General features: G+C 70.9%; 17 protein-coding genes and 3 tRNA genes. 10 read left to right on the top strand and 10 right to left on the bottom strand.

Translation table 11 applies throughout. The features are described from left to right. Positions 1 to 87 precede the first annotated feature (87 nt). Entirely contained in the window at positions 88 to 2,304 is a 2,217-nt protein-coding gene (locus tag AB0A90_RS06415; RefSeq protein ID WP_357242653.1) for a glycosyltransferase family 39 protein, read from the bottom strand. A gap of 124 nt (positions 2,305 to 2,428) precedes the next feature. On the opposite strand from AB0A90_RS06415, the gene AB0A90_RS06410 reads away from it, so the two are divergent. Next, positions 2,429 to 3,136, top strand: a complete 708-nt coding sequence (locus AB0A90_RS06410; protein WP_357242650.1) for a glycosyltransferase family 2 protein — start codon at positions 2,429 to 2,431, stop codon at positions 3,134 to 3,136. On the opposite strand, the gene AB0A90_RS06405 is transcribed toward AB0A90_RS06410, so the two are convergent. Both AB0A90_RS06405 and AB0A90_RS06400 read right to left on the bottom strand, forming a co-directional pair. Next, a complete protein-coding gene (locus AB0A90_RS06405; RefSeq protein WP_357242647.1) occupies positions 3,122 to 4,015 on the bottom strand; it encodes a transketolase in 894 nt (297 codons plus the stop codon). The two genes, AB0A90_RS06410 and AB0A90_RS06405, sit on opposite strands and share 15 nt — an antisense overlap. Positions 4,016 to 4,020: 5 nt before the next feature. Next, positions 4,021 to 4,716, bottom strand: coding sequence for a transketolase (locus AB0A90_RS06400; RefSeq protein WP_357242644.1), 696 nt, complete (start codon positions 4,714 to 4,716; stop codon positions 4,021 to 4,023). 47 nt (positions 4,717 to 4,763) lie between these two features. On the opposite strand from AB0A90_RS06400, the gene soxR reads away from it, so the two are divergent. After that, positions 4,764 to 5,222, top strand: a complete 459-nt coding sequence (gene soxR / locus AB0A90_RS06395) for a redox-sensitive transcriptional activator SoxR (RefSeq protein ID WP_357242641.1) — start codon at positions 4,764 to 4,766, stop codon at positions 5,220 to 5,222. A gap of 6 nt (positions 5,223 to 5,228) precedes the next feature. On the opposite strand, the gene AB0A90_RS06390 is transcribed toward soxR, so the two are convergent. Further along, positions 5,229 to 6,203: an NAD(P)H-quinone oxidoreductase gene (locus AB0A90_RS06390; protein ID WP_357242638.1), complete on the bottom strand. Its 975-nt coding sequence runs from the start codon at positions 6,201 to 6,203 to the stop codon at positions 5,229 to 5,231. Positions 6,204 to 6,365: 162 nt separating this feature from the next. Between AB0A90_RS06390 and AB0A90_RS06385 the strand changes: the two genes are divergently transcribed. Both AB0A90_RS06385 and AB0A90_RS06380 read left to right on the top strand, forming a co-directional pair. Continuing rightward, a tRNA-Ser gene (locus AB0A90_RS06385) sits at positions 6,366 to 6,452 on the top strand. A 255-nt stretch (positions 6,453 to 6,707) separates the two neighbouring features. Further along, positions 6,708 to 7,466: a TipAS antibiotic-recognition domain-containing protein gene (locus AB0A90_RS06380; protein WP_357242635.1), complete on the top strand. Its 759-nt coding sequence runs from the start codon at positions 6,708 to 6,710 to the stop codon at positions 7,464 to 7,466. A 76-nt stretch (positions 7,467 to 7,542) separates the two neighbouring features. On the opposite strand, the gene AB0A90_RS06375 is transcribed toward AB0A90_RS06380, so the two are convergent. Beyond that, entirely contained in the window at positions 7,543 to 7,695 is a 153-nt protein-coding gene (locus tag AB0A90_RS06375) for a hypothetical protein (protein ID WP_357242631.1), read from the bottom strand. A gap of 136 nt (positions 7,696 to 7,831) precedes the next feature. Here AB0A90_RS06375 and AB0A90_RS06370 point away from each other — a divergent pair, with 136 nt between their 5' ends. Next, positions 7,832 to 8,374 carry a YbhB/YbcL family Raf kinase inhibitor-like protein gene (locus tag AB0A90_RS06370; RefSeq protein ID WP_357242629.1) on the top strand — a complete coding sequence of 181 codons (543 nt, stop codon included), beginning with the start codon at positions 7,832 to 7,834 and terminating at the stop codon, positions 8,372 to 8,374. Positions 8,375 to 8,506: 132 nt separating this feature from the next. On the opposite strand, the gene AB0A90_RS06365 is transcribed toward AB0A90_RS06370, so the two are convergent. After that, positions 8,507 to 9,217, bottom strand: coding sequence for a class I SAM-dependent methyltransferase (locus tag AB0A90_RS06365; protein WP_357242626.1), 711 nt, complete (start codon positions 9,215 to 9,217; stop codon positions 8,507 to 8,509). 212 nt (positions 9,218 to 9,429) lie between these two features. On the opposite strand from AB0A90_RS06365, the gene AB0A90_RS06360 reads away from it, so the two are divergent. Beyond that, complete coding sequence (locus tag AB0A90_RS06360) at positions 9,430 to 11,265, top strand: hypothetical protein (protein WP_357242623.1); 1,836 nt, start codon at positions 9,430 to 9,432, stop codon at positions 11,263 to 11,265. Between the two features lie 20 nt (positions 11,266 to 11,285). On the opposite strand, the gene AB0A90_RS06355 is transcribed toward AB0A90_RS06360, so the two are convergent. Beyond that, positions 11,286 to 12,062: a hypothetical protein gene (locus AB0A90_RS06355; protein ID WP_357242620.1), complete on the bottom strand. Its 777-nt coding sequence runs from the start codon at positions 12,060 to 12,062 to the stop codon at positions 11,286 to 11,288. Positions 12,063 to 12,388: 326 nt separating this feature from the next. Here AB0A90_RS06355 and AB0A90_RS06350 point away from each other — a divergent pair, with 326 nt between their 5' ends. Then, on the top strand, positions 12,389 to 13,918 hold the full coding sequence (locus tag AB0A90_RS06350; RefSeq protein WP_357242617.1) for a peptide deformylase: 1,530 nt from the start codon (positions 12,389 to 12,391) through the stop codon (positions 13,916 to 13,918). Positions 13,919 to 13,987: 69 nt separating this feature from the next. Here the strand turns inward: AB0A90_RS06350 and AB0A90_RS06345 are convergent, their stop codons facing one another. Then, positions 13,988 to 15,103 carry a globin domain-containing protein gene (locus AB0A90_RS06345; protein ID WP_357242614.1) on the bottom strand — a complete coding sequence of 372 codons (1,116 nt, stop codon included), beginning with the start codon at positions 15,101 to 15,103 and terminating at the stop codon, positions 13,988 to 13,990. 145 nt (positions 15,104 to 15,248) lie between these two features. On the opposite strand from AB0A90_RS06345, the gene AB0A90_RS06340 reads away from it, so the two are divergent. Further along, a complete protein-coding gene (locus tag AB0A90_RS06340) occupies positions 15,249 to 16,019 on the top strand; it encodes a CPBP family intramembrane glutamic endopeptidase (RefSeq protein ID WP_357242611.1) in 771 nt (256 codons plus the stop codon). On the opposite strand, the gene AB0A90_RS06335 is transcribed toward AB0A90_RS06340, so the two are convergent. After that, positions 16,020 to 17,483 carry a hypothetical protein gene (locus AB0A90_RS06335; RefSeq protein WP_357242608.1) on the bottom strand — a complete coding sequence of 488 codons (1,464 nt, stop codon included), beginning with the start codon at positions 17,481 to 17,483 and terminating at the stop codon, positions 16,020 to 16,022. 287 nt (positions 17,484 to 17,770) lie between these two features. On the opposite strand from AB0A90_RS06335, the gene AB0A90_RS06330 reads away from it, so the two are divergent. Then, positions 17,771 to 17,861, top strand: a tRNA-Ser gene (locus AB0A90_RS06330). Positions 17,862 to 17,896: 35 nt separating this feature from the next. Beyond that, positions 17,897 to 17,969 (top strand) — tRNA-Arg (locus AB0A90_RS06325). A gap of 371 nt (positions 17,970 to 18,340) precedes the next feature. Here AB0A90_RS06325 and AB0A90_RS06320 read toward each other — a convergent pair. Continuing rightward, on the bottom strand, positions 18,341 to 18,946 hold the full coding sequence (locus tag AB0A90_RS06320; RefSeq protein ID WP_357242605.1) for a TetR/AcrR family transcriptional regulator: 606 nt from the start codon (positions 18,944 to 18,946) through the stop codon (positions 18,341 to 18,343). Positions 18,947 to 19,015 lie beyond the last annotated feature (69 nt).

Here is a 19,015-nt window from a genome sequence, read left to right as displayed (position 1 = left end):
AACGTGCGGATCAACGGATGTGAATGCGCCTCGGATCCTTGCGCGCGGGCTGCCGAACCGCCCGGATCGGACGATCCGGGCGCTCGGTCACCGGCCGGGTGGCAGCGCGTAGCCGACGTAGTCGCGAAACTCCAACCGCCAACCGGCCGGAACCAGCTTGGCGCAGGCCGGCCGACTGCCGGTGCAGACGATCGCGTCCACCGAGGTGGGCTCGGCCGGCGGCCGTTCGGGCAGGACCGACTGCAACGACACCAGCTCCGGCGAGCGGCCGTCGGGTTGGCGCAGCACCAACCACCACGGGTACTCCCAGTTGTCGTTCTGCTCCACCAGCCCGATCCGCCGGGCACCGCTGTCGCGAACCGCCGCCGCGGCCCAACGGAACTCGTCGGCCCACTGCGGGCGGCGCAGGAACCGGGTGTCCCAGTCCGAGGTGGTGAAGACCGAGCCGGAGCCGACGAGTCGGCGCGGGAAGCCGTACGACAGGGCGAGCACCCCGGCCAGCGCGGAGGTGGCCAACACGACGGCCACCGCAAGAGTGGCCACCGAACGCTGCCGACCGCTGGCCGTGCCGGTTGCGCGGCTGGCCCGGCGGCGCAGCAACGCGTCCAACCACAGCCCGGCCAGCGGCACGGCGAGCACCAGCGCGTAGAGCAGCAGCCGGTTGCCCCACGGCTGCCACTTGATCATCGAGGTGTGCAGCAGGACGGTGGCCAGCACCACCACCGCGTACGCGCGCAGCGGCCCGACCTGCCCACTGTCGATCCGGCGCGGCCGGGCCAGCGCGACCACCGCGCCGATCAACGCCAACGCCCCGGCGACCGGGAACGCCACCCGGTCCTCGTCCGGGTACCAGGCGGGCTCCGGGAAGCTCTCCCGGCCGAAGGTGATCGCCCGGTCCTGGGGGTCGACGCCGATCGCGTCCGCCCCGCCGATGATCGCCTTCCCGCCGAGCTGACGCAGCGGTGCCAGTGGCGTGTCGAACGCCGTGTGCCCGATCCGCAACGCGTTGATCAGGATCGACGGTGGATCGTGGCGCTCCATCGGGATCGACTCCCGCAACCGGGGCGGACCCAGCGGATGCCCGAACTCGGCAGTCACCCGAGCCAGGAACGGGCCGACGACCACGGCCGCCACCAGCACGATCAGCACCGAACCACACACGACACGCGCCGCGCCAGCGACCGGGCGGGAGGCCGGCACCGCGCCAGCAGTCGACGCCCCGGCGGCCGGTGCCCGGGTGGCCAGGGCCAGTCGGAGCTGCGCCAACCCCCAGAGCACCAGCAACGGACCCACCGCGATCAGGCCGCTGGTCTTCGTCACCGCGGTCAGCCCGGCGGCCGCACCCAACCCGAGCAGGGTGCCCCAGCCGGTACGCCGACGCAGCCCGTCCAGCACCAGCGTCGCCGCGCACGCCACCCATGCCGCACAGACCAGATCGGTCTGGGTGCTCGTCGCCTGGAGCACCACCATCGGCGTGGTCGCCAGTACGAACGCGGTGATCAACTGAGCCCGGCGGCCACCGCCGAGTTGCGCCGTGATCCGTGCGGCCACCAGCAGGCAGAGCACTCCGGCGACCCACTGCACCAGGTTGTACAGGTGGTCCCCGCCGGTCAGCAGGCGCAGGTGCAGGAGCAGGTACTCGGCTCCGGGCGGGATGGTCACCTGCCGGTGGATCGCTGTCGGCCAGAAGTCCAGATCGCCCTGGGCCACCCAGTGCTCCACCTTCGGCAGGTGGTACGTCTGCGAGTCGAAGTTGTTCGGCTCGGCCAGCAGCGCGACGAGCAACTCCACCAGGACCAGGCCGCCGACCGTGCCGGCGAGCAGGCGTTCTCCCCGACCCGCCGTCCGCCAGGTGTCGACAGCCCTGGCGAGCAGGCCGCCGCGTACCCGATCGACCTGGACCGGCCGGTGGTCGGGTCCGGGCCGGCCGCCGTCGGCGATCGGCGCGGGCAGCTCCGGGCCGGCGCCGGCGGACACCGCCGCCCCGACCGGTACCGGCCGGAGCGCCGCGGCGGGCTGGTGCGCGGGAATGGCCTCCCGGCGGCGCCAACGCAGCCCCGCCGCCGCCGCGCAGACGAGCAGAAAAAGTAGCCAGGCGGCGGCGAACGCCGGCCGGTTCAGCACGTGCGCCGCGCCGAACAGCTCGACAACGAGCACCGCGTACGCCCCGCTGACCAGGGCGGCGCGCATCACCGCGAGCCGTAGCGGCGCCACCGCGGCGGCCCGGCGCGGTCTCGTCGCGACGGTGAGCAGGAGCATCGCGGCGGCGGGCACCACCGCGAGCAGGGAGCCGGCAGCCGACATGGCCGGAAGTAAACACCATCGGCCTGGGACCGCCACGTCGACTGCCCGCCGGTGGGGGCACACGTCGCGCTGACCAGTCAGGCTAGGCTATCCCCGACGTGTCGTCGCCACCGTGGAGATTCCCGTGAAGCTTTCAATCCTCATGCCGGTCTTCAACGAGGAAGAGCGCATCGCGGACGCCCTCAAGCAGGCATTGGCAGTTGACTATCCGTGCGAGATCGAGCTGGTCGTCGTCGACGACGGGAGCCGGGACGGCACCGGTGAGGTCCTCGGTCGCGCCGACGACGCACGCCTGCGGGTCATCACCCACCAGCGCAACGCCGGCAAGGGTGCCGCCATCAAGACGGCCGTCGACAGCGCGGAGGGCGACTACATGGTCATCCTCGACGCCGACCTGGAGTACGACCCGCAGGACATCCCCAAGCTGCTCGCCCCGGTGCTCGACGGGCGGGCCGAGGTGGTCTACGGCAACCGCACCTTCGGCAGCCACAGCGCCTACAGCTTCTGGTACGTGATGGGCAACAAGGGCGTCACGATGGCGGCCAACGTGCTGTTCAACTCGTACATCGGTGACCTGGAGACCTGCTTCAAGCTGATGCCGGTGGCGCTCTACCGGTCGCTGCAGGTGCGCTCGCGCGGCTTCGGCATGGAGGCCGAGGTGACCGGCAAGCTGCTGCGCCAGCGGATCCGGCCATACGAGGTGCCGATCAGCTACCGGGCACGTGGCCGGGAAGAGGGCAAGAAGATCACCTGGAAGGACGGCGTCGAGGCGATCTGGATCCTCGGTCGCGAGCGCGCACGCCGCCGTCCCGCCACCTCAGCCGCGCGTTGAGCCCAGGAACGCGCTGATCGAGCGCCGGAGACCGGCGGCGTCCAGGCCGTGCCACCGGATGTGGTCGGCCGGGCTTCCGTAGCGCCGCAGGTCGGTCTGACCCACCCCGAGCGCGAGCAGCCGGTGCGGCACGTCCGCCATCGCCCGGCTGACGATCGCGCTCGACGTGCCCGCCAGGTACGGCTCGACAAGCACCACGTCGGTCCCGGCGAGCGCCCGCAGCCCCGCGGTGTCGAACGGCCGGGGCGTGTGGGTGTACGCGACTGTCACGTCCATTCCCTCGGTCGCCGCCAACGTGGCATCGAGCATCGGCCCGACGGCCACCACCAGCGGCGCGTTCGTCCCGCCCTGCCGCAGCATCCGTAGCCGGTCCGCGTTCGGGTGCGCCTCGGCGTTGCGCTGCTCACTGAGCCGCAGGTAGACCGGGTCGTCGCTGGCCGCGGCGTGCCGGAGCAGCGGCGCGACCTCGTCCGGGTGGCCGGGCACCCGCACCGTCCAGCTGTCGCCGAGAGAGTCGAAGAGGGCCACGTCCCCCGGTGACTGGTGGGTCCGGCCTTCGGCCGACCCGTCGTACGACGCGCCGATGCTGACCAGGACCGCGCCCACCCCCTGGTGGTCCAGATCCAACTTGATCTGCTCGTACGCCCGGTCCACCAGGAACGTCGCGTACGAGTGCACGATCGGGCGGAGCCCGGTCAGGGCGAGCCCGCCGGCCACACCGATCATGAGTTGCTCCCGGATGCCGACGTTGAGCACCCGATCCGGGTGCCGTCGAGCGGCCGGAGCGAACTGGCTGGCCGAGATGTCGGCCACGACGAGCGCGGTACGCGGATCCTCGTCGAGGAGCGTGGCGGTGCTGTCGATGAAGGCCGCACGCATGTTGGTCACCCCTTGCTCTCGATGCGGGCGACCACCAGGTGTGGCCGCTGTGGGCGGTGCCCGGTCAGCGCCCGGTACAGGGCGGTGTGGTCCCGGCCGTCGACGGTGTCGGCGGTCCAGCCGTTGACCGTGAAACGGCTGGCGATGCCACCCGACCAGCCGTGGGTGGACGACGAGTTGTCGACCACGATCGCGGTGAGGCTCTCCAGGCCGGTCGCTCCCGCGTACGCGATCGCCTCGTGGTTGGATCCCTCGTCCAGTTCGGCGTCGCCGAGCAGCACGTACACCCGGGGGGTGTGCAGCCCCTGGGCCCGCAGGCCGAGGGCGGTGCCGACGGCCAGCCCGAGGCCGTGGCCGAGCGAGCCGGAGCCGATCTCGACCCCGGGCACCAGCAGCCGGTCCGGGTGGTGGCCGAGCCGACTGTGTGGCCCGGCGAGGTCGTCGAGCCAGGCCTCCGGGAGAAAGCCGTGCGCGGCGAGCACCGCGTAGTAGGCGGCCGGCCCGTGCCCCTTGGAGAGCAGGAACCGGTCCCGCTCCGGGTCGTCGACGGTGTCCGGGGTGACCCGCAGCACCTGGTCGTAGAGCACCTGGAGCACGTCGATGGTGGAGTGCGCACTGGGTGCGTGCTTCTCGTCGCCGGTCAGTCGTCGGATGAGCCCGGGGAGCCGGGACCCGGTGTCGGTGGGCAGTGTGGTGGTCATGCCACTACTGTGTGACTTGAAGTGCACTTCAACTCAAGGACCTGGTGATGCAGGATCTGCTGACGATCGGCGAGTTGTCCGCCCGCTCCGGCGTGGCGCCCTCGGCGCTGCGCTACTACGAGCGGCTCGGGCTGATCCGCGCCGACCGTACCGGCGGCAACCAGCGCCGGTACGCCCGCGCCGAGCTGCGCCGGGTCGCCTTCATCCGGATCTCCCAACAGGTCGGCGTCTCGCTCGACGAGATCCGGGCGGCGTTGGAGTCGCTCCCCGAGGCCCGCACGCCCAGCCCGCAGGACTGGGCGCGGCTCTCCGCGAGCTGGCGGGGCCGGTTGGACGAGAAGATCCGCCTGCTCACCAACCTCCGCGACGACCTGGACGGCTGCATCGGCTGTGGCTGCCTGTCCCTGCAACGCTGCACGCTCAACAACCCGGGTGACGCGCTGGCCGGCGAGGGGCCCGGCGCCCGCCTGATGCTGCCCCGACCGACTGACGACACGCTCGTCTGACGCCCCTCACCCGCGCGTGAGGAGCACCTTGCCGAAGTGGTCGTTCGACTCGACGAGCCGGTGCGCCGTCGCCGCCTCGCTCATCGGCAGCCGCCGGTCCACGATCGGTCGGACCGTGCCGGCCTCGATCAACGGCCACACCTCGTCCCGTACGCCCTGGACGATCTCCGCCTTCTCGGCAGGCGGTCGGGAGCGCAGCGACGTCGCGGTGACACTGGCCCGCTTCGCCACCAGCGCGCCGAGATCCAACTCGCCCTTGCGCCCACCCTGCATCCCGATCACCACCAGCCGGCCGCCGGTGGCCAGCGCGGAGACGTTTCGGCCCAGGTAGGACGCGCCCATGATGTCCAGGATGACGTCCGCGCCCCGACCGGCAGTCGCCTGCCGGACCTCCTCGACGAAGTCCTGCTCCCGGTAGTCGATCGTGTGGGACGCGCCCAGCTCCCGCAGCCGGGCGTGCTTGGCCTCCCGGGCGGTGGTCAGGACCGTCGCGCCGAGGGCCGCCCCGAACTGGACCGCGAAGGTGCCGATCCCGCTGCCCCCGCCGTGCACCAGCAGCGTGTCACCCGCGCCGAGCCGACCCACCTGGATCAGGTTCGACCAGACCGTGCAGGCCACCTCCGGCAGCGCCCCGGCGTCCACCGGGTCGCAGGCCGGCACCGGCAGCAACTGCCCGGCGGGGACCGCGACCCGCTCGGCGTACCCGCCGCCGGCCAGCAGCGCGCACACCTGCTGCCCGACCGCCCACCCGGCGACCTCCGACCCGACCTCCGTGATCACCCCGGAGCATTCCAACCCGGGGTACGCGGACGCGCCCGCCGGCGGCGGGTAGTGCCCCTGCCGTTGCAGCAGGTCAGCGCGGTTGACCCCGCTGGCCCGCACATCCACGATCACCTCGTCGGGGCCCGGCTCCGGGTCGGGCACCTCGGCCCAGACCAGCGCGTCGGGTCCACCGGGCTGCGGAATGGTGATGGCTCGCATGAGCCCAGTCTTCCCGATCTTCCCGGGTGCCGCAGGCGCAACCGCAAGGCCACAGTGGACGGCTCGGACGGGCTGGTCACCGCGTTCGGGGAGGGACGTCGGGCCGTCCGGCGGAAGCCGTGGCAGACTGTGCGTGGCCGTACGCCCGCGGGTGGCGGCCCAGGAGGGTTCGCCTAGTGGCCGATGGCGCTGGTCTTGAAAACCGGTAAGGCAGCGATGTCTTCGTGGGTTCGAATCCCACACCCTCCGCCCACCTGGACAGCAAAAACGCCCTTTGACCAGCGCAAAGCTGGTCGAGGGGCGTGTCTATGTGCGGTGAGTCCGGCCCCCGATCCACTTCCGCGCGGCCTCGTCCTGTCCGTCGACGCATGAGGCGTGCCCAGGGAAACCTGTGCCGACAGCGGCAAGTGCCCTCGCTGGCGCCGCTCTTGCGGATGTTCGGCATGGTTGACTTTGACGTTACGTCAACCTCTAACCTTCATTTCACAACGACGAGTTGAAGGGGTGAGTGAGGTGGATTGGTCGATCCAAGACCTCGCGCGCATGGTCGGAACGACCAGTCGCACCCTGCGCCACTATGGCGACGTCGGTCTGCTTCGGCCGAGCCGGCTCGGCCGCAACGGGTACCGGTACTACGACCAGGAGAAGCTGCTCCGGTTGCAGAGGATTCTGCTGTTGCGGGAGCTCGGCCTCGGGCTGCCCGCGATCGCCGAGGTGCTCGACGGGAGCCAGCACCCAGTCGAAGCGCTGCGCACCCACCTGAAACTGCTCGAGCAGGAGCGTGAGCGGATCGGGAGGCAGATCGAGTCGGTGAAGACGACCCTGCGCAAGACGGAAGGAGGTGAACCACTCATGCCTGAGGAGATGTTCGACGGTTTCGACCACACGCAATACGAGCGGGAGGTCACCGAACGGTGGGGCCGAGAGGCCTACGCGAAGGGTGACCGGTGGTGGCGCTCACTCAGCCCGGCTGAGAAGCTGGCGTTCCAGCAGCGCCAGATCGAGATCGGGCGGGACTTCGGCGCGGCGCACCGCGCCGGGGCGGCGGCCGACAGCGACCAGGTGCAGGCGATCACCCAGCGGCTGTACGACTGGCTGTCGGGGAGTTCGACGACCCCGACCAAGGAGTACTTCACCGGGCTCGGCGAGCTGTACGTGTCCGACCCGCGCTACACGGCGGCGTTCGACAACGCCGAGAACACCGCCGGCACCGTGACGCTGATCCGCGATGCGATGCACGTTTACGCCGAGCGCAACCTGTAACAGGGCTTTCGGGATGCCGGGGTGTTCGGGCCGTACGGATGCGCGGTTTCCTGGATACCGAGCGCAGACAGGTCCGTCACTCCGGCGGGTCGGCAGGCCGTCGATCCGCGCGGATGGTCTCGTCGGCCAGTCGTTCGATCGCGCGCCGGCGTTCCCGGGCGAGCGACTGCTCGTCCGGCTTGCGGAGCGCGGTCACGACGGCGACCAGGAAGTCACGCCAGATGCTCAAGAAGTTCCCCCGTGGACGTTGCGGCGATGATCGTATCCGCGCGGGTGGTCCCGACAGTGCCCCAACCGGTCGTTGGCGGCGCTGGAACGGGGTAAGAAGGGGCTGATATCTCCGCACACCGGAAGGACGCGTTCTGATGACCCTGGAACGACCGATCGCCCCGGACCCGTACGAGCTGCTGCCGACGCTGCCCTCGTTCACGCTGACAAGTGACGACGTGCAGAACGGTGAGCCGATGGATGCCCGGCACGCGCATGGCAGCACCGGGGGTGACAACGTCTCGCCGCAGCTCGCCTGGTCGGATTTCCCGGCCGAGACGAAGAGCTTCGCGGTGACCTGCTACGACCCCGACGCGCCGACCGGCAGCGGTTTCTGGCACTGGGTGCTCGTGAACGTGCCGGTCGAGGTCACGCAGTTGCCCAGCGGCGCCGGTGGCGCGGCCGGCACCGACCTCGGTGGGGCGTTCGCGGTCCGCAACGACTACGGCGAGCAGGGTTACGGCGGTGCGGCCCCGCCGGCCGGCGACCGCCCGCACCGGTACGTCTTCGCGGTGCACGCGGTAGACGTCGACCGGCTGGACCTGACCCCAGAAGCGAGCCCCGCCTACGTAGGCTTCAACCTGACGTTCCACACCCTGGCGAGGGCGGTAATCCGCCCCACGTACCAGATCAAGGACTAACCCGGGAGGGTGGGCAACGCCGCCCAGTCTCGTCGATCATGGAGTTGTGGTGGGCGACAAAAAGCCTGGCAAGCGCCAAATCAGGCACCACAACTCCATGATCGACCGGGCGGGCCTGCTATGGGGCCGGGGTTAGGCTGGGACGCGGGCCACGGCGAAGACCGACTGGCCGAACGGGGGGCGGACGAGCTGCTCGGCGGCCTTGGTGGCGGGCAGGACGAGGGTGTCGTACACCTTGACCATCGGGCCCTCCTTCGGCATCAGCCGGAAGACCTTGGTGGCCATGAAGTAGCCGATCAGCCCCAGCGCGTTGGCGTAGTGCATCTTCTCGATGGTCAGCCCGGCCTCGGTCATCGCCGCACCGAGCGTCTTCTTCGTGTAGCGGCGGACGTGTCCGGTGGCGATGTCGGCCGGACCCATCGCGAACTGGAACGCCGGCACGATGATGATCACGGCGCCGCCGGGTCGGACCAGGTCGCGCATGCTGCTCAGCGCGCCCACGTGGTCCTCGATGTGCTCCAGGACGTTGTACGAGACCGCGGCACTGTAGTCGCCCCGGTCGTTGTGGGGTAGCAGCATCTGCCGGACGTCGATGTTCGGCCGGTCGGCGAGACGCTCCTTGAGCTGCACCAGCCGATCCGGGTCGGCCTCGGTCGCAGTGAACCGGGGCAGCAGTTCGGACCACTCCAGCGCGTAGTCACCGAGGCCGCTGCCGATCTCGATCGGGTCGTCGCCGAGGTACGGCAGGGCCAGCTCGATGAACCAGCGACGGTGGTTGACAGCGGTCGCCAGGCCTTCCAACACCTCGGACTGAACGCGCTGATCCCCAGTGATTTCTGCCATGCGTCGATTCCTCACGATATGAACTCGACCCGTGCCTGGACCGACAGAGTGAATCATCCGCTGGGACGGCAGAAGAATCGGGGCATCGGGGGTGGCCGAATTATGGTCGGGGGTGGGTTCGTGATCGGCGGTCGGCGAACCCGGCACATAGTACGGCAGTACCCCGAAACATGTCACGGCAGCGCCATGCCCTGACTACTCTGGGAATTGTCATGACTACTCCTGAGCCGGACTCGCCCAGCGACAGCGACGATCCGGCCGTGGCGCCGTCGGTGCAGGGGGAGTCGGGTCGCGTCCGGCCTCCCCGCAGGGGTAAGTGGTCCGATCTGGTCGCCGTGCTGAGCTTCGTGGTGCTCGGCCTGTGGGTGACCGCCCGGCTCTGGTTGGACCCAGGTAGTGGCGTACGGGACAACCAGTCCGATCAGTCACAGTTCGAATGGATGATGGCCCACGGTGCGCGAGTCGTCACGCACTTTGCGTATCCGTTCCATTCCAATCAGATGAACGTCCCGGACGGCGTGAATCTGATGGCCAATACGTCCGTCTTATCCGTTTCGCTCCCACTGACGCCGGTCACCCTGCTGCTGGGGCCGAGAGTGGCATTCCTGGTCTTTCTCACCGTCGGCATGATTGCCACCGCCACCGCCTGGTATTTCCTGCTCTCCCGGGTCCTGATCGGCAGCCGCGGGCCGGCGTGGCTGGGCGGTGGCTTCTGTGCGTTCGCGCCGGCCATGGTGTCGCACGCCAACGGGCACCCGAACATCGTGTCCCAGTTCGTCGTCCCGTTGATCATCTGGCGGACCCTGCGACTCGGCGAACCGGGCCGCTGGCTCCGCAACGGGCTCCTCCTCGCGCTCGTGATCGTCTGGCAGGCCTTCCTCAACCTGGAGATCCTGCTGATGACCGCGATCGGGCTGGGCCTGGTCATCGGCGTACTCGCCCTCGGTCGCGCCGAACTACGCTCGCGTATCCGGTCCTTCCTCGCCGGCCTCGCCGTCGCGGCCGGGCTCGCCGCGCTGCTGCTGGCGTACCCCCTGTACGTGCAGTTCTTCGGACCGGACGCGTACTCCGGGCTGTCCCGGCTGATCCGCGGCTACTCCAGCGACCTGGCGTCGTTCGTCGCGTACTCCCGGGAGGCGCTCGCCGGCAGCCCGCGCACCGCCGCCGGTCTGGCCAAGAACCCGACCGAGGAGAACAGCTTCTTCGGCTGGGCGTTGCTGGTGCTGGTGATCGCCCTGGTCTGGTGGTTGCGGCGCTCGGTCGTGGTGCTCGCGCTCGCCGCGCTCGGGCTGCTCTTCGCGGTGCTCTCGCTGGGCCGGGAGGTCCGCTTCGACAACCGGGGTACGGGGGTGCCGGGACCCTGGGCGGCGCTGGAGAACCTGCCGATCCTGCACTCGGTGGTGCCGACCCGGTGGGCGTTGGCGATCACCCCGATCATCGGGCTGCTCCTCGCCTACGGCGCCGAGCGTGCCCGCGAGCTGGCCGGCTCGCACCCGGCCGCCAGGGGGCAGGTCCGTTTCGTCACCGCAACAGTGCTCACGATGGCCCTGTTGCCGATCGTCCCCACTCCGCTGCCCGTGACCCACCTCGACCCGGTTCCCACGTTCGTGACAAGTGGGGCCTGGCGTCCGTACGTGACAGGTGGGCGCAGCGTGGTGACCCTGCCGTTGCCGGACAGCACCTACGCGGAGCCGCTGCGATGGGCTGCGGAGACCCGGCTGGACCTGCCCTTGGCCCGTGGTTACTTCCTCGGTCCGGACACCCGCCCGAGCGCCGATCCCCCGCGCGTCGCGTTGTTCGGTGCCCCGCCCCGCCCCACCAGCAGCTTCTTCGCCACCATCAGGCGTACCGGGGCGGTGCCGCCGATCACCCCGCAGGCACGGGTCCGAGCGGTCGACGATCTGCGCTTCTGGCGGGCCGGGGTGGTCATCCTCGGGCCGCACGAGCACGAGACCGCGCTGCGTCGGGGAATGACCGAGCTGACCGGGATCCAGCCGGCCCGTACCGGGGATGTGTGGGTGTGGGACGTCCGGTCGCTGACCGACTGAGCAGTGCGGCCCAGCCCGGCCTAGCGGACGCAGCAGCCCTGGCAGACCTTCGGCCGGGGCAGGGTGAAGGCGAGGCAGCAGGTGCGGCGTTGCACGGTCGGCTCGCCGGTCGGCCCCGGCACCAGCTCGATCAGGTCGGCCAGGTCGAGCGCGCCGAGCAGCGTGTCGATGCTCTGCACCGTCGAGCCGGGCAGCCCGTCGGCGGCCCGCAGGATGCCGTGGGCGATGCCGGAGGCGACCGAGCCGAGCAGCGTCCGGGTGCCCACCCGAACCTCCGACTGGATCGCCGTGATGAGCGGTGCGAGGTGCGCGTCGAGCAGTGACGCGCGCAGCGCGGCCAGCAGCTCCGTCTCGTCGGCGACGACCCGCACCTCCGGCAGGCCGGCGAGAGCCAACGGGTCGTTCGGCAGCACCGCGACGGTGGTCCCCCGACGCAGACCCATGGTGAGTAGCTGCCGGTGGTCCTCGAAGTGGATCAGCACGTCGGCCGGATCGACGAGCGGCACCCGGCGGGCGGAGGCCCAACCGAGCACGACCGGCAGCGCCGTCCAGTAGCTGTACGACTTCCAGGCCAGCGCCGCGCACGCGTGCGGGGTGCCACCCCAGCGGACGGCGGCGCCGCGCAGCAACTCCGGCAGCCGACTGCCGTCGATCAGGGTGGTGGCGGGCGCCCAGCCGAACTCGTCGTCGACGACAAGGCCCCGGGCGAGCCCGGGAACGTCGTCGGTGCCGAACATGGCCCGGAGCGCTGCGGTGACGGGGGCGAGCGGCGTGGTGGAGACCTCGCGCCGTGGCATCACCGCTGTCACCTGAGTCGTCCCCTGTCTGTGTGACCGAGGAGTGCGCCCCGGCGGACGGACCAGTGCCGTCCTGAGCTAAGGCTAGCCTAACCAAGCCCCGGACCGTAAGGGAAGGCTCACCTTGGTCACATCCCAGACGCCCAGGTCACTCCGTATCCGACGGGAGTAGCGCTTCGCGTACTACCCGGAGTCAGTGCTGGGAAACGCCGCCGCACAATCGATGGTCATCGGTGGATTGTCAAGCAGTGTGTCGAAAAGATGCCAGTTGCGTGTGTGCTCGGGCACGGAACGTGAAACTTATAGCCCCGGCCACGAGGAAGCCGATGACGACCTCACCCCTCGAACGGGCTGCCGACTCCTTCGCGGCCGAACTCGCCAGGCAACGGACCGGGCGCGGGCTGTCCAAGAAGCAACTGGCCGTCCTGATGGGGTTCGACCCGTCCTACGTGAGCCACGTCGAGGGGCGCCGACACCGCCCGACCGAGGACTTCGCCCGCCGCGCGGAGGCCGTCCTGGAGGCCAGCGGCGCGATCTGGCAGCGCTTCCGGGAGTACGACGACCTGCGGCACGCCCGGTCGGGTCAGCCATACCGCGAGTCGCACCCGCCCGGCCAGTGGCTGCCACCCGGCACCGGCCTGGTCGTGGAACGGGAGCTGGCCACCCTCACCCACACCGACGACGACTACCGGTGCGTCATCCACCGTGAGTTGTACAACGCCGGCACCGAGCCGGTCACCCGCTACCTGGTCCGGGTCGCCGTCGACCGCTTCCCGAACGACCCCGGCCGCTCCAACCGGCACCACCGGGAACACCCGCTCACCTTCGCCGAGCTGCAGCTACAGGCCCGCCGAGACGACGGCGGCGGCGACCCGGAGCCGATGCACTGGCGAGCCAAGCACGATCGGGACGCGTTCAAGGAGATCTGGCTGCTCTTCGAGAACGGGGAGCGACGCTTCCCCCTCTACCCGGGCGACCGGGCCACCATCGAGTACGCCTACAGCGTCGGGCACGAGAAGTGGGGTCCCTGGTTCCAACGAGCCGTCCGACTGCCCACCCGGCAGCTCGCCGTACGCCTGGACCTGCCCGCGGCGCTCGACCCGCAGGTCTGGGGCGTGGAGACCTCGCTCAGCGCGGAGGAGGGCCCGCTGCGGACGGCGCCGCAACGCCACGACGAGGGCGACCGGGCAATCTACGACTGGCAGACCGACGACCCTCCGCTGAACGCGCGCTACCGGATGCAGTGGCGGTTCCGCGCCCGCCCGGACACCGAACCGGACATCGGCCCCGGTGGCACCCGGATCCGACCCAGCGACCGGATGCGCGGCCTCGGCATCGTGCAGCGCGGGGACGACCTGCTCCGGCAGCGCGCCCGCCCGTTCGACCTGCCCGGCGAGGAACACGTCGCCCGGGATGTGGTCGACCGGCTCACCACGGCCCTGGCCCGGCTCGACGAACTGCACCCGTTCAGCAAGGGAGTGGGCGTCGCCGCGCCGCAGTTCGGCATCGGCCGCGCGGCTGCCGTGGTGCGGCCCCCCGACCGGTCGGCGGAGCCGGTCGTGTTGCTCAACCCCCGGGTGGTCGACGCCGACCCGGAGACCGACGAGCAGTACGAGGGCTGCCTGTCCTTCTTCGATCACCGAGGTCTGGTGCCCCGGCCGCTGCGCCTGGACGTGGAACACGCCCAGTGGGACGGCAGCAGGATCATCACCTCGTTCGAGTTCGGCATGGCCCGGCTGGTGGCCCACGAGATCGACCACCTGGAGGGCCGGCTCTACGTCGACCGGATGGCACCCGGCGTGCCGCTCGTGCCGGTCGAGGAATACCGCGAGACCGGGCACCCCTGGCGTTACTGACGAACGAGGGGACCGGGGCGCGTGCCCCAGGGGGCAGGGGCACGCGCCCCGGTGTGGGGGGAGGAACGTCTAGAGGTCACCGAAGGTGTCGTAGCGGATGCGCGGCGGCGGCACCTCGTCCGCGGCGAGCACCCGCAGCGTGGACCGGACCATCCGGGCCGAGCCGGAGACATAACAGTCGTGCGCGGTCCACGGGCCGTACCGGGCCACCACCTCCGGGATGTCACCCAGCTCACCGTCGAAGTCCGGGTCGTCGCTGCACGCCGCGGTCACCGACAACCACGGGTGTACGGCGACCAACTCCTGCAACCCGGCCAGGCCGTACAGGTCCGCTGCCTGCTGGGCGCCGTAGAAGACGTGCACCCACCGGGTGCGGTTGAAGGTGGCGAGATCCTCCACGAGCGCCTTGATCGGCGCCAGGCCGACCCCGCCGGCCACACAGAGGATGTCCCGTTCCGAGGTGCGGTCCAGGGTCATCGACCCCATCGGCGCCGCCAGGCGGAGCAGGTCACCCGGCCGCACCCGACGCACCAACGCGCCGGACACCCAACCGGCTCCCGGCGACCGCACGTGGAATTCCAGCACGCTGTCGTCGTTGGGAGCGTTCGCCACCGAGTAGTTGCGCCACTCCCGGGGGTGGTGGCGCGGCACCTCCAGGCTGACGTACTGCCCAGCCTGCCAACGCAGTGGGTGCTGCAACGCCTGGCAGGTCAACACGGCGGTGTCCGGACCGTAGCGCTTGTGGGTCAGCACCTCGGCGTGCCAGAACGGCGGCCCGTCGTCATCCGCCGCCCCGGCGACCATCAGGGCGGCGACCGCCTCGTACGCCTCCCGCCACGCCTGGTCGTACTCCAGGTTCCAGCCGTCGCCGGCGATCCGGCGCAGCGAGTCCAGCAGTGCGGTGCCCATCGTCGCGTAGTGCCTCTCGTCGACGTGGTACTTCCGATGGTCGCGACCCAAACCCCGGAGGAACTCGGCGAAACTCTCCGGATCGTCGACCGTGTGGATCGCCCTGATGATCGCTTCCAGCAGCCGGTCGCCCTGGCCGGTCATCTGCACCGGGAAGAGGTGCCGCAGGGCGGGGTCGAGCAGGAACACCCGGGCGTAGAAGTGCTCGGTCAGGCGGGCCCGATCGTCCTCGACCAAGGTCCAGCTCTCCTTCAGCAACCGTGCGAGGTTGTCCACGGGGCGCTCCTCCTCCAGTCGGCAGCGGATCGGGCGCCCATAGAATCTCCACGGAGAGTGTCTACTGGTCGCACAGAATGTGCGATCGGCTCACGCTGACCGGTCGGCCGTGCCGCCGGTGCCGCCCGTCGGGCAGAGTGGTGCGGTGACCGTTGAGCTGACCCGCCCGGTGTCCCGCCGCCTGCTGGGCACCGAAACGTTGCTGGTCCTCGGCCTGTCCCTCGGCCAGTCGGCGGTCTACGCGGTGGTCTCGATCATCGCCAAGCTGACCGCCGAGGGTCCGCTCTCGAAACAGACCGCCTCGCTGAACACCTCGGCGTCGACCCGGCCGTGGCTGGACCTCACCTACCAGTTGCTCGGCATCGTCTTCGCGCTGCTGCCGGTGCTGCTCGCCGTACACCTGCTCAGCCGTGACCCCGGCGACCCGGCGCGGACCCTCGGCGTGGACGCCCGGCGGCCCGGCCAGGACCTGGCCCGCGGTGCCGGTCTGGCCGCGCTGATCGGCCTGCCCGGACTGGCCCTGTTCTTCGTCGCGGCCCAACTCGGCCTCAACGCCACGCTGGTGCCGGCCGCGCTGCCGCCGGTCTGGTGGGCGATCCCCGTGCTGATCCTCGCCGCCGTGCAGAACGCCGTGCTGGAAGAGGTGATCGTGGTCGGCTACCTGGTCACCCGGCTGCGGCAGCTCCAGTGGCGGCTCGCCGCGATCATCGCGGCCAGTGCGCTGCTCCGCGGCTCGTACCACCTCTACCAGGGTTTCGGCGCGTTCGTCGGCAACGCGGTGATGGGCGTGATCTTCAGCCTCTTCTACCTGCGGACCCGGCGGGTACTGCCGCTGATCATCGCCCACACCCTGCTCGACGTGGTCGCCTTCGTCGGCTACGCGTCGCTGCCCCGCGAGTGGTTCGACTGGCTCTGATCAGCGCCGGTAGACGGCCACCGTTCGAGCGGCGAGCCGGTCGGCCGCCGCCGCGTCCCCCAGCGCCGCCGCCAGCACCGCCGCCCCGGGCAGCAGCCGGGCCACCAGCCGCAACGCCACCCAACCGCCGGCCTGCGCGGTGAGCGGCGCGGCCAGCCGCCAGGCCGCCTCCGCCGCCCGTGGCCAGGCCCCCTCGACCGGGTCGCCCGCCGTCTGCGCGGCAGTCAGAGCCTGCCGCGCGCTCGCCTCGTCCGGGTGTACCTGAGTCAGCACCAGCAGCTCGACGGCCCGGTCGGGATGCGCCGGATCCCTGCCGTACACCGCCGCCAGGTGCAACACCAGGTTGGCCTGCGTCCACAGCACCGAGGCCAACTCGGCGAGCGGCGCGAAGAAGCCAGCCAGCGCCGCGGTCGCCCCACCCGCGCCCGCCGCCCGCACGTATCGCCGGGTCACCAGCCGGGCCAGGCCGTCCGCCGGAGCGTCCGGATACCTGTCCCGCAGCCGCGCGGCCCACTCGCCCGCACCGGGTCCGAGCGACCGCACCGCGGCCAGCGCCAACAGCTCCGGCGCGAAACCCGGGTGATCGAGCACGCGCGCGGCGACCGCCCGCAGCTCTGATTCGGGGGTACGCCCCAGGGCCGGCACCAGGTCACCGACCAGCGCCGGGGTCGCCGTGGGCTGCGGTGCCGGGGTGGCCTCGGTGGGTGGGGCGCTCTGGGGTGGGCTCGCCGTGGGCTGCGGTGCTGGGGTGGCCTCGGTGGGTGGGGCGCTCTGGGGTGGGCTCGCCGTGGGCTGCGGTGCTGGGGTGGCCTCGGTGGGTGGGGCGCTCTGGGGTGGGGCCGCCGCTCGCTTGGTCGGCGAGGCGGCTCGTCTGGCGGGGGTGGTCGGGGTGGCGGGTTGGGTGGTCGGGCTGGCCGCCTTACTGGGCGTGGCTTTCCCGGGTGACGCGGCCGTCTTGCTGGCCGGGGCTTTCCTGGTTGGGCCGGCCGGGGTGGCTTTCTGCGGCGGCGCGGTCGTCGTGGCCGGGGTTGGCGCCTGGCTGGTTGGGCTGTCCGTCGTGCCGGCCTCAGCGGGTACGGCCGGGGCTGCGGGGGTCGGCTTCGTGGCCTTTAGGGCGGTGGTCTTACGGGGGGTGGCGCGAGCCGTCGGCGTGCGTGCCGACGCTCCGGCGGATGATTGCCGGCCGCGCGCAGGTGGGTTGGCCTGGTCAGCGGCCGCTGCGGGCTCGGGTGGGCCGGCCTGGCCGGCGGCTGGTGCCGCTTTGTCGGGCGGGCTGGCCTGGTCCGGGGTGGGCCGGGCCTTCGCGGGTGGGGCGGTCAGGTCGCTGGCGGGTGCGGCGTCCTCGGGCGGGGCGCTCGGTGCGGGGGACGAGCGGAGTGCCTGCCGAGGCAGGGGGCGGTCCGGCTCCGGAGGCTGGAAGAGCACCGCCGGAGCGGCCTTGGCCCGTCGAGGACGCGGACTCACCGGCGCGGCTGCCGGCGGTGGCACCGTCTCCCCGGGCTGCTCGGAGGCGGTCGGCGGTGTGAAGGTCGGCCGCGGGGGGCGCCGGCGCGCTCTTTCAGCAGGCTCTCGACGGGTCGACTCGCTGGGCGGCTGCTCCTGCATATCGATGGAGCGTAGTCCCGATCACGCCGCCGCACACCGCTGAAACACGGAGGCGGGGTAGCCCTGGTCGGCGTACCCCGGAAGTCGTTTTGCTCCCGGCGGGTGGCGACCTGTATCCTCGGGCGCGGTGGTCTGCGGATCACCGGGGAGACTTCGCCTAGTCTGGTCTATGGCGCCGCACTGCTAATGCGGTTGGGGTCTTAAAGCCCCTCCCGGGTTCGAATCCCGGAGTCTCCGCGCGAAAGTTGGTTGTGTAGACTGGCTGAGCACGAGCGCCCGTAGCTCAATGGATAGAGCATCTGACTACGGATCAGAAGGTTAGGGGTTCGAGTCCCTTCGGGCGCACAGTAGTTGAGCAGGGAAATACCCCTCCGTCCATCGACGGAGGGGTATTTTGCGCGTGCCTATGGGCGCGTGCGCCTCCACTGACGCTGGTTGATCGTGACGGAGTGGTCAAAGGCGGCCGGTTGGCGATGGTTGACCGGACCGCAGCGACCTGTTCGCCCTCGACCCGTTCTGGGGGGCGGCAGGTTAGCCGCCGACGAAACGTTCGCTCATGCCGAGTTGAGGGCGATTGCGACCGCCTGCGGGAGTGAACGCACAACACTGCACGCAATGCCGGTCCGTAAGCGGCTCAACCATCGGGAGTCGGGTGGGCGGCTGGGCACTGTGTCCGGCCGCGGCTCCGGATCCGCCATGCCTTATGACGAGTTAGGTCAGCGCTGGGTGTCGATGGACCGTAGTCCATCGACGAGGAGCGCGACCATGCGGCGGCCGTAGTCCGGCTCCTCGTCCGGTAGGGGTGCGCACAGTTTCGCGACCGCGTAGAGAAGGTCCTGCGAGCTGACCACGGCCCGGATTTCGTCGGCCGCGGTCGCGGCGTCGAGCAACGACCCCAGCGCTGGTCCCAGCTTCTCCATCAGGTAGCCGGAAAGGCCGTCGAACGCCGGATCGCCGGAATGCAGCGCCGCGGCGAACCCGCGTTTGGTCACGACGAACGCGGCGAGCCGTTCGAGCCACCTCGCGAGGGCGATGCCCGGCGGGTGCTCGGCGGCCAGTGCAGGCGCCGCGTCGGCGCAGGCGTCGATCTCGCGCTCGATCACTGCCTTGATTAGGTCGGAGCGTTGCGGGAAATGCCGGTAGAGGGTGCCGACGCCGACACCGGCCAGATCGGTGATCTCCTTCGCAGGCGCGTCGACGCCCGACGTGCCGAAGACCGTCTTCGCTGCATCCAGCAGCGCCTCGACGTTGCGGCGCGCGTCGGTGCGAATCCGGCGCGGTGCGCTCGCGCCCGTTCTCGAGCCGGTGGTGTCGTTGGTCACGGTAGCCCTCCTTGCCGTTCCGGAAAGGCTTTCCGTATAGTTCCGGAAAGAGATTCCGCTTAACTCACC

This window comes from Micromonospora sp. NPDC049204 (genome assembly GCF_040647935.1).
GTDB lineage: Bacteria > Actinomycetota > Actinomycetes > Mycobacteriales > Micromonosporaceae > Micromonospora.
This window is presented reverse-complemented; position numbering and strand designations above follow the sequence as displayed.

Excerpts from the sequence above, each read along its gene's own strand:
- AB0A90_RS06415 (WP_357242653.1), bottom strand. The coding sequence starts at position 2,304 with ATGTCGGCTGCCGGCTCCCTGCTCGCGGTGGTGCCCGCCGCCGCGATG.
- AB0A90_RS06405 (WP_357242647.1), bottom strand. The coding sequence starts at position 4,015 with ATGCGTGCGGCCTTCATCGACAGCACCGCCACGCTCCTCGACGAGGAT.
- AB0A90_RS06400 (WP_357242644.1), bottom strand. The coding sequence starts at position 4,716 with ATGACCACCACACTGCCCACCGACACCGGGTCCCGGCTCCCCGGGCTC.
- soxR (WP_357242641.1), top strand. The coding sequence starts at position 4,764 with ATGCAGGATCTGCTGACGATCGGCGAGTTGTCCGCCCGCTCCGGCGTG.
- AB0A90_RS06390 (WP_357242638.1), bottom strand. The coding sequence starts at position 6,203 with ATGCGAGCCATCACCATTCCGCAGCCCGGTGGACCCGACGCGCTGGTC.
- AB0A90_RS06370 (WP_357242629.1), top strand. The coding sequence starts at position 7,832 with ATGACCCTGGAACGACCGATCGCCCCGGACCCGTACGAGCTGCTGCCG.
- AB0A90_RS06365 (WP_357242626.1), bottom strand. The coding sequence starts at position 9,217 with ATGGCAGAAATCACTGGGGATCAGCGCGTTCAGTCCGAGGTGTTGGAA.
- AB0A90_RS06360 (WP_357242623.1), top strand. The coding sequence starts at position 9,430 with ATGACTACTCCTGAGCCGGACTCGCCCAGCGACAGCGACGATCCGGCC.
- AB0A90_RS06355 (WP_357242620.1), bottom strand. The coding sequence starts at position 12,062 with ATGCCACGGCGCGAGGTCTCCACCACGCCGCTCGCCCCCGTCACCGCA.
- AB0A90_RS06350 (WP_357242617.1), top strand. The coding sequence starts at position 12,389 with ATGACGACCTCACCCCTCGAACGGGCTGCCGACTCCTTCGCGGCCGAA.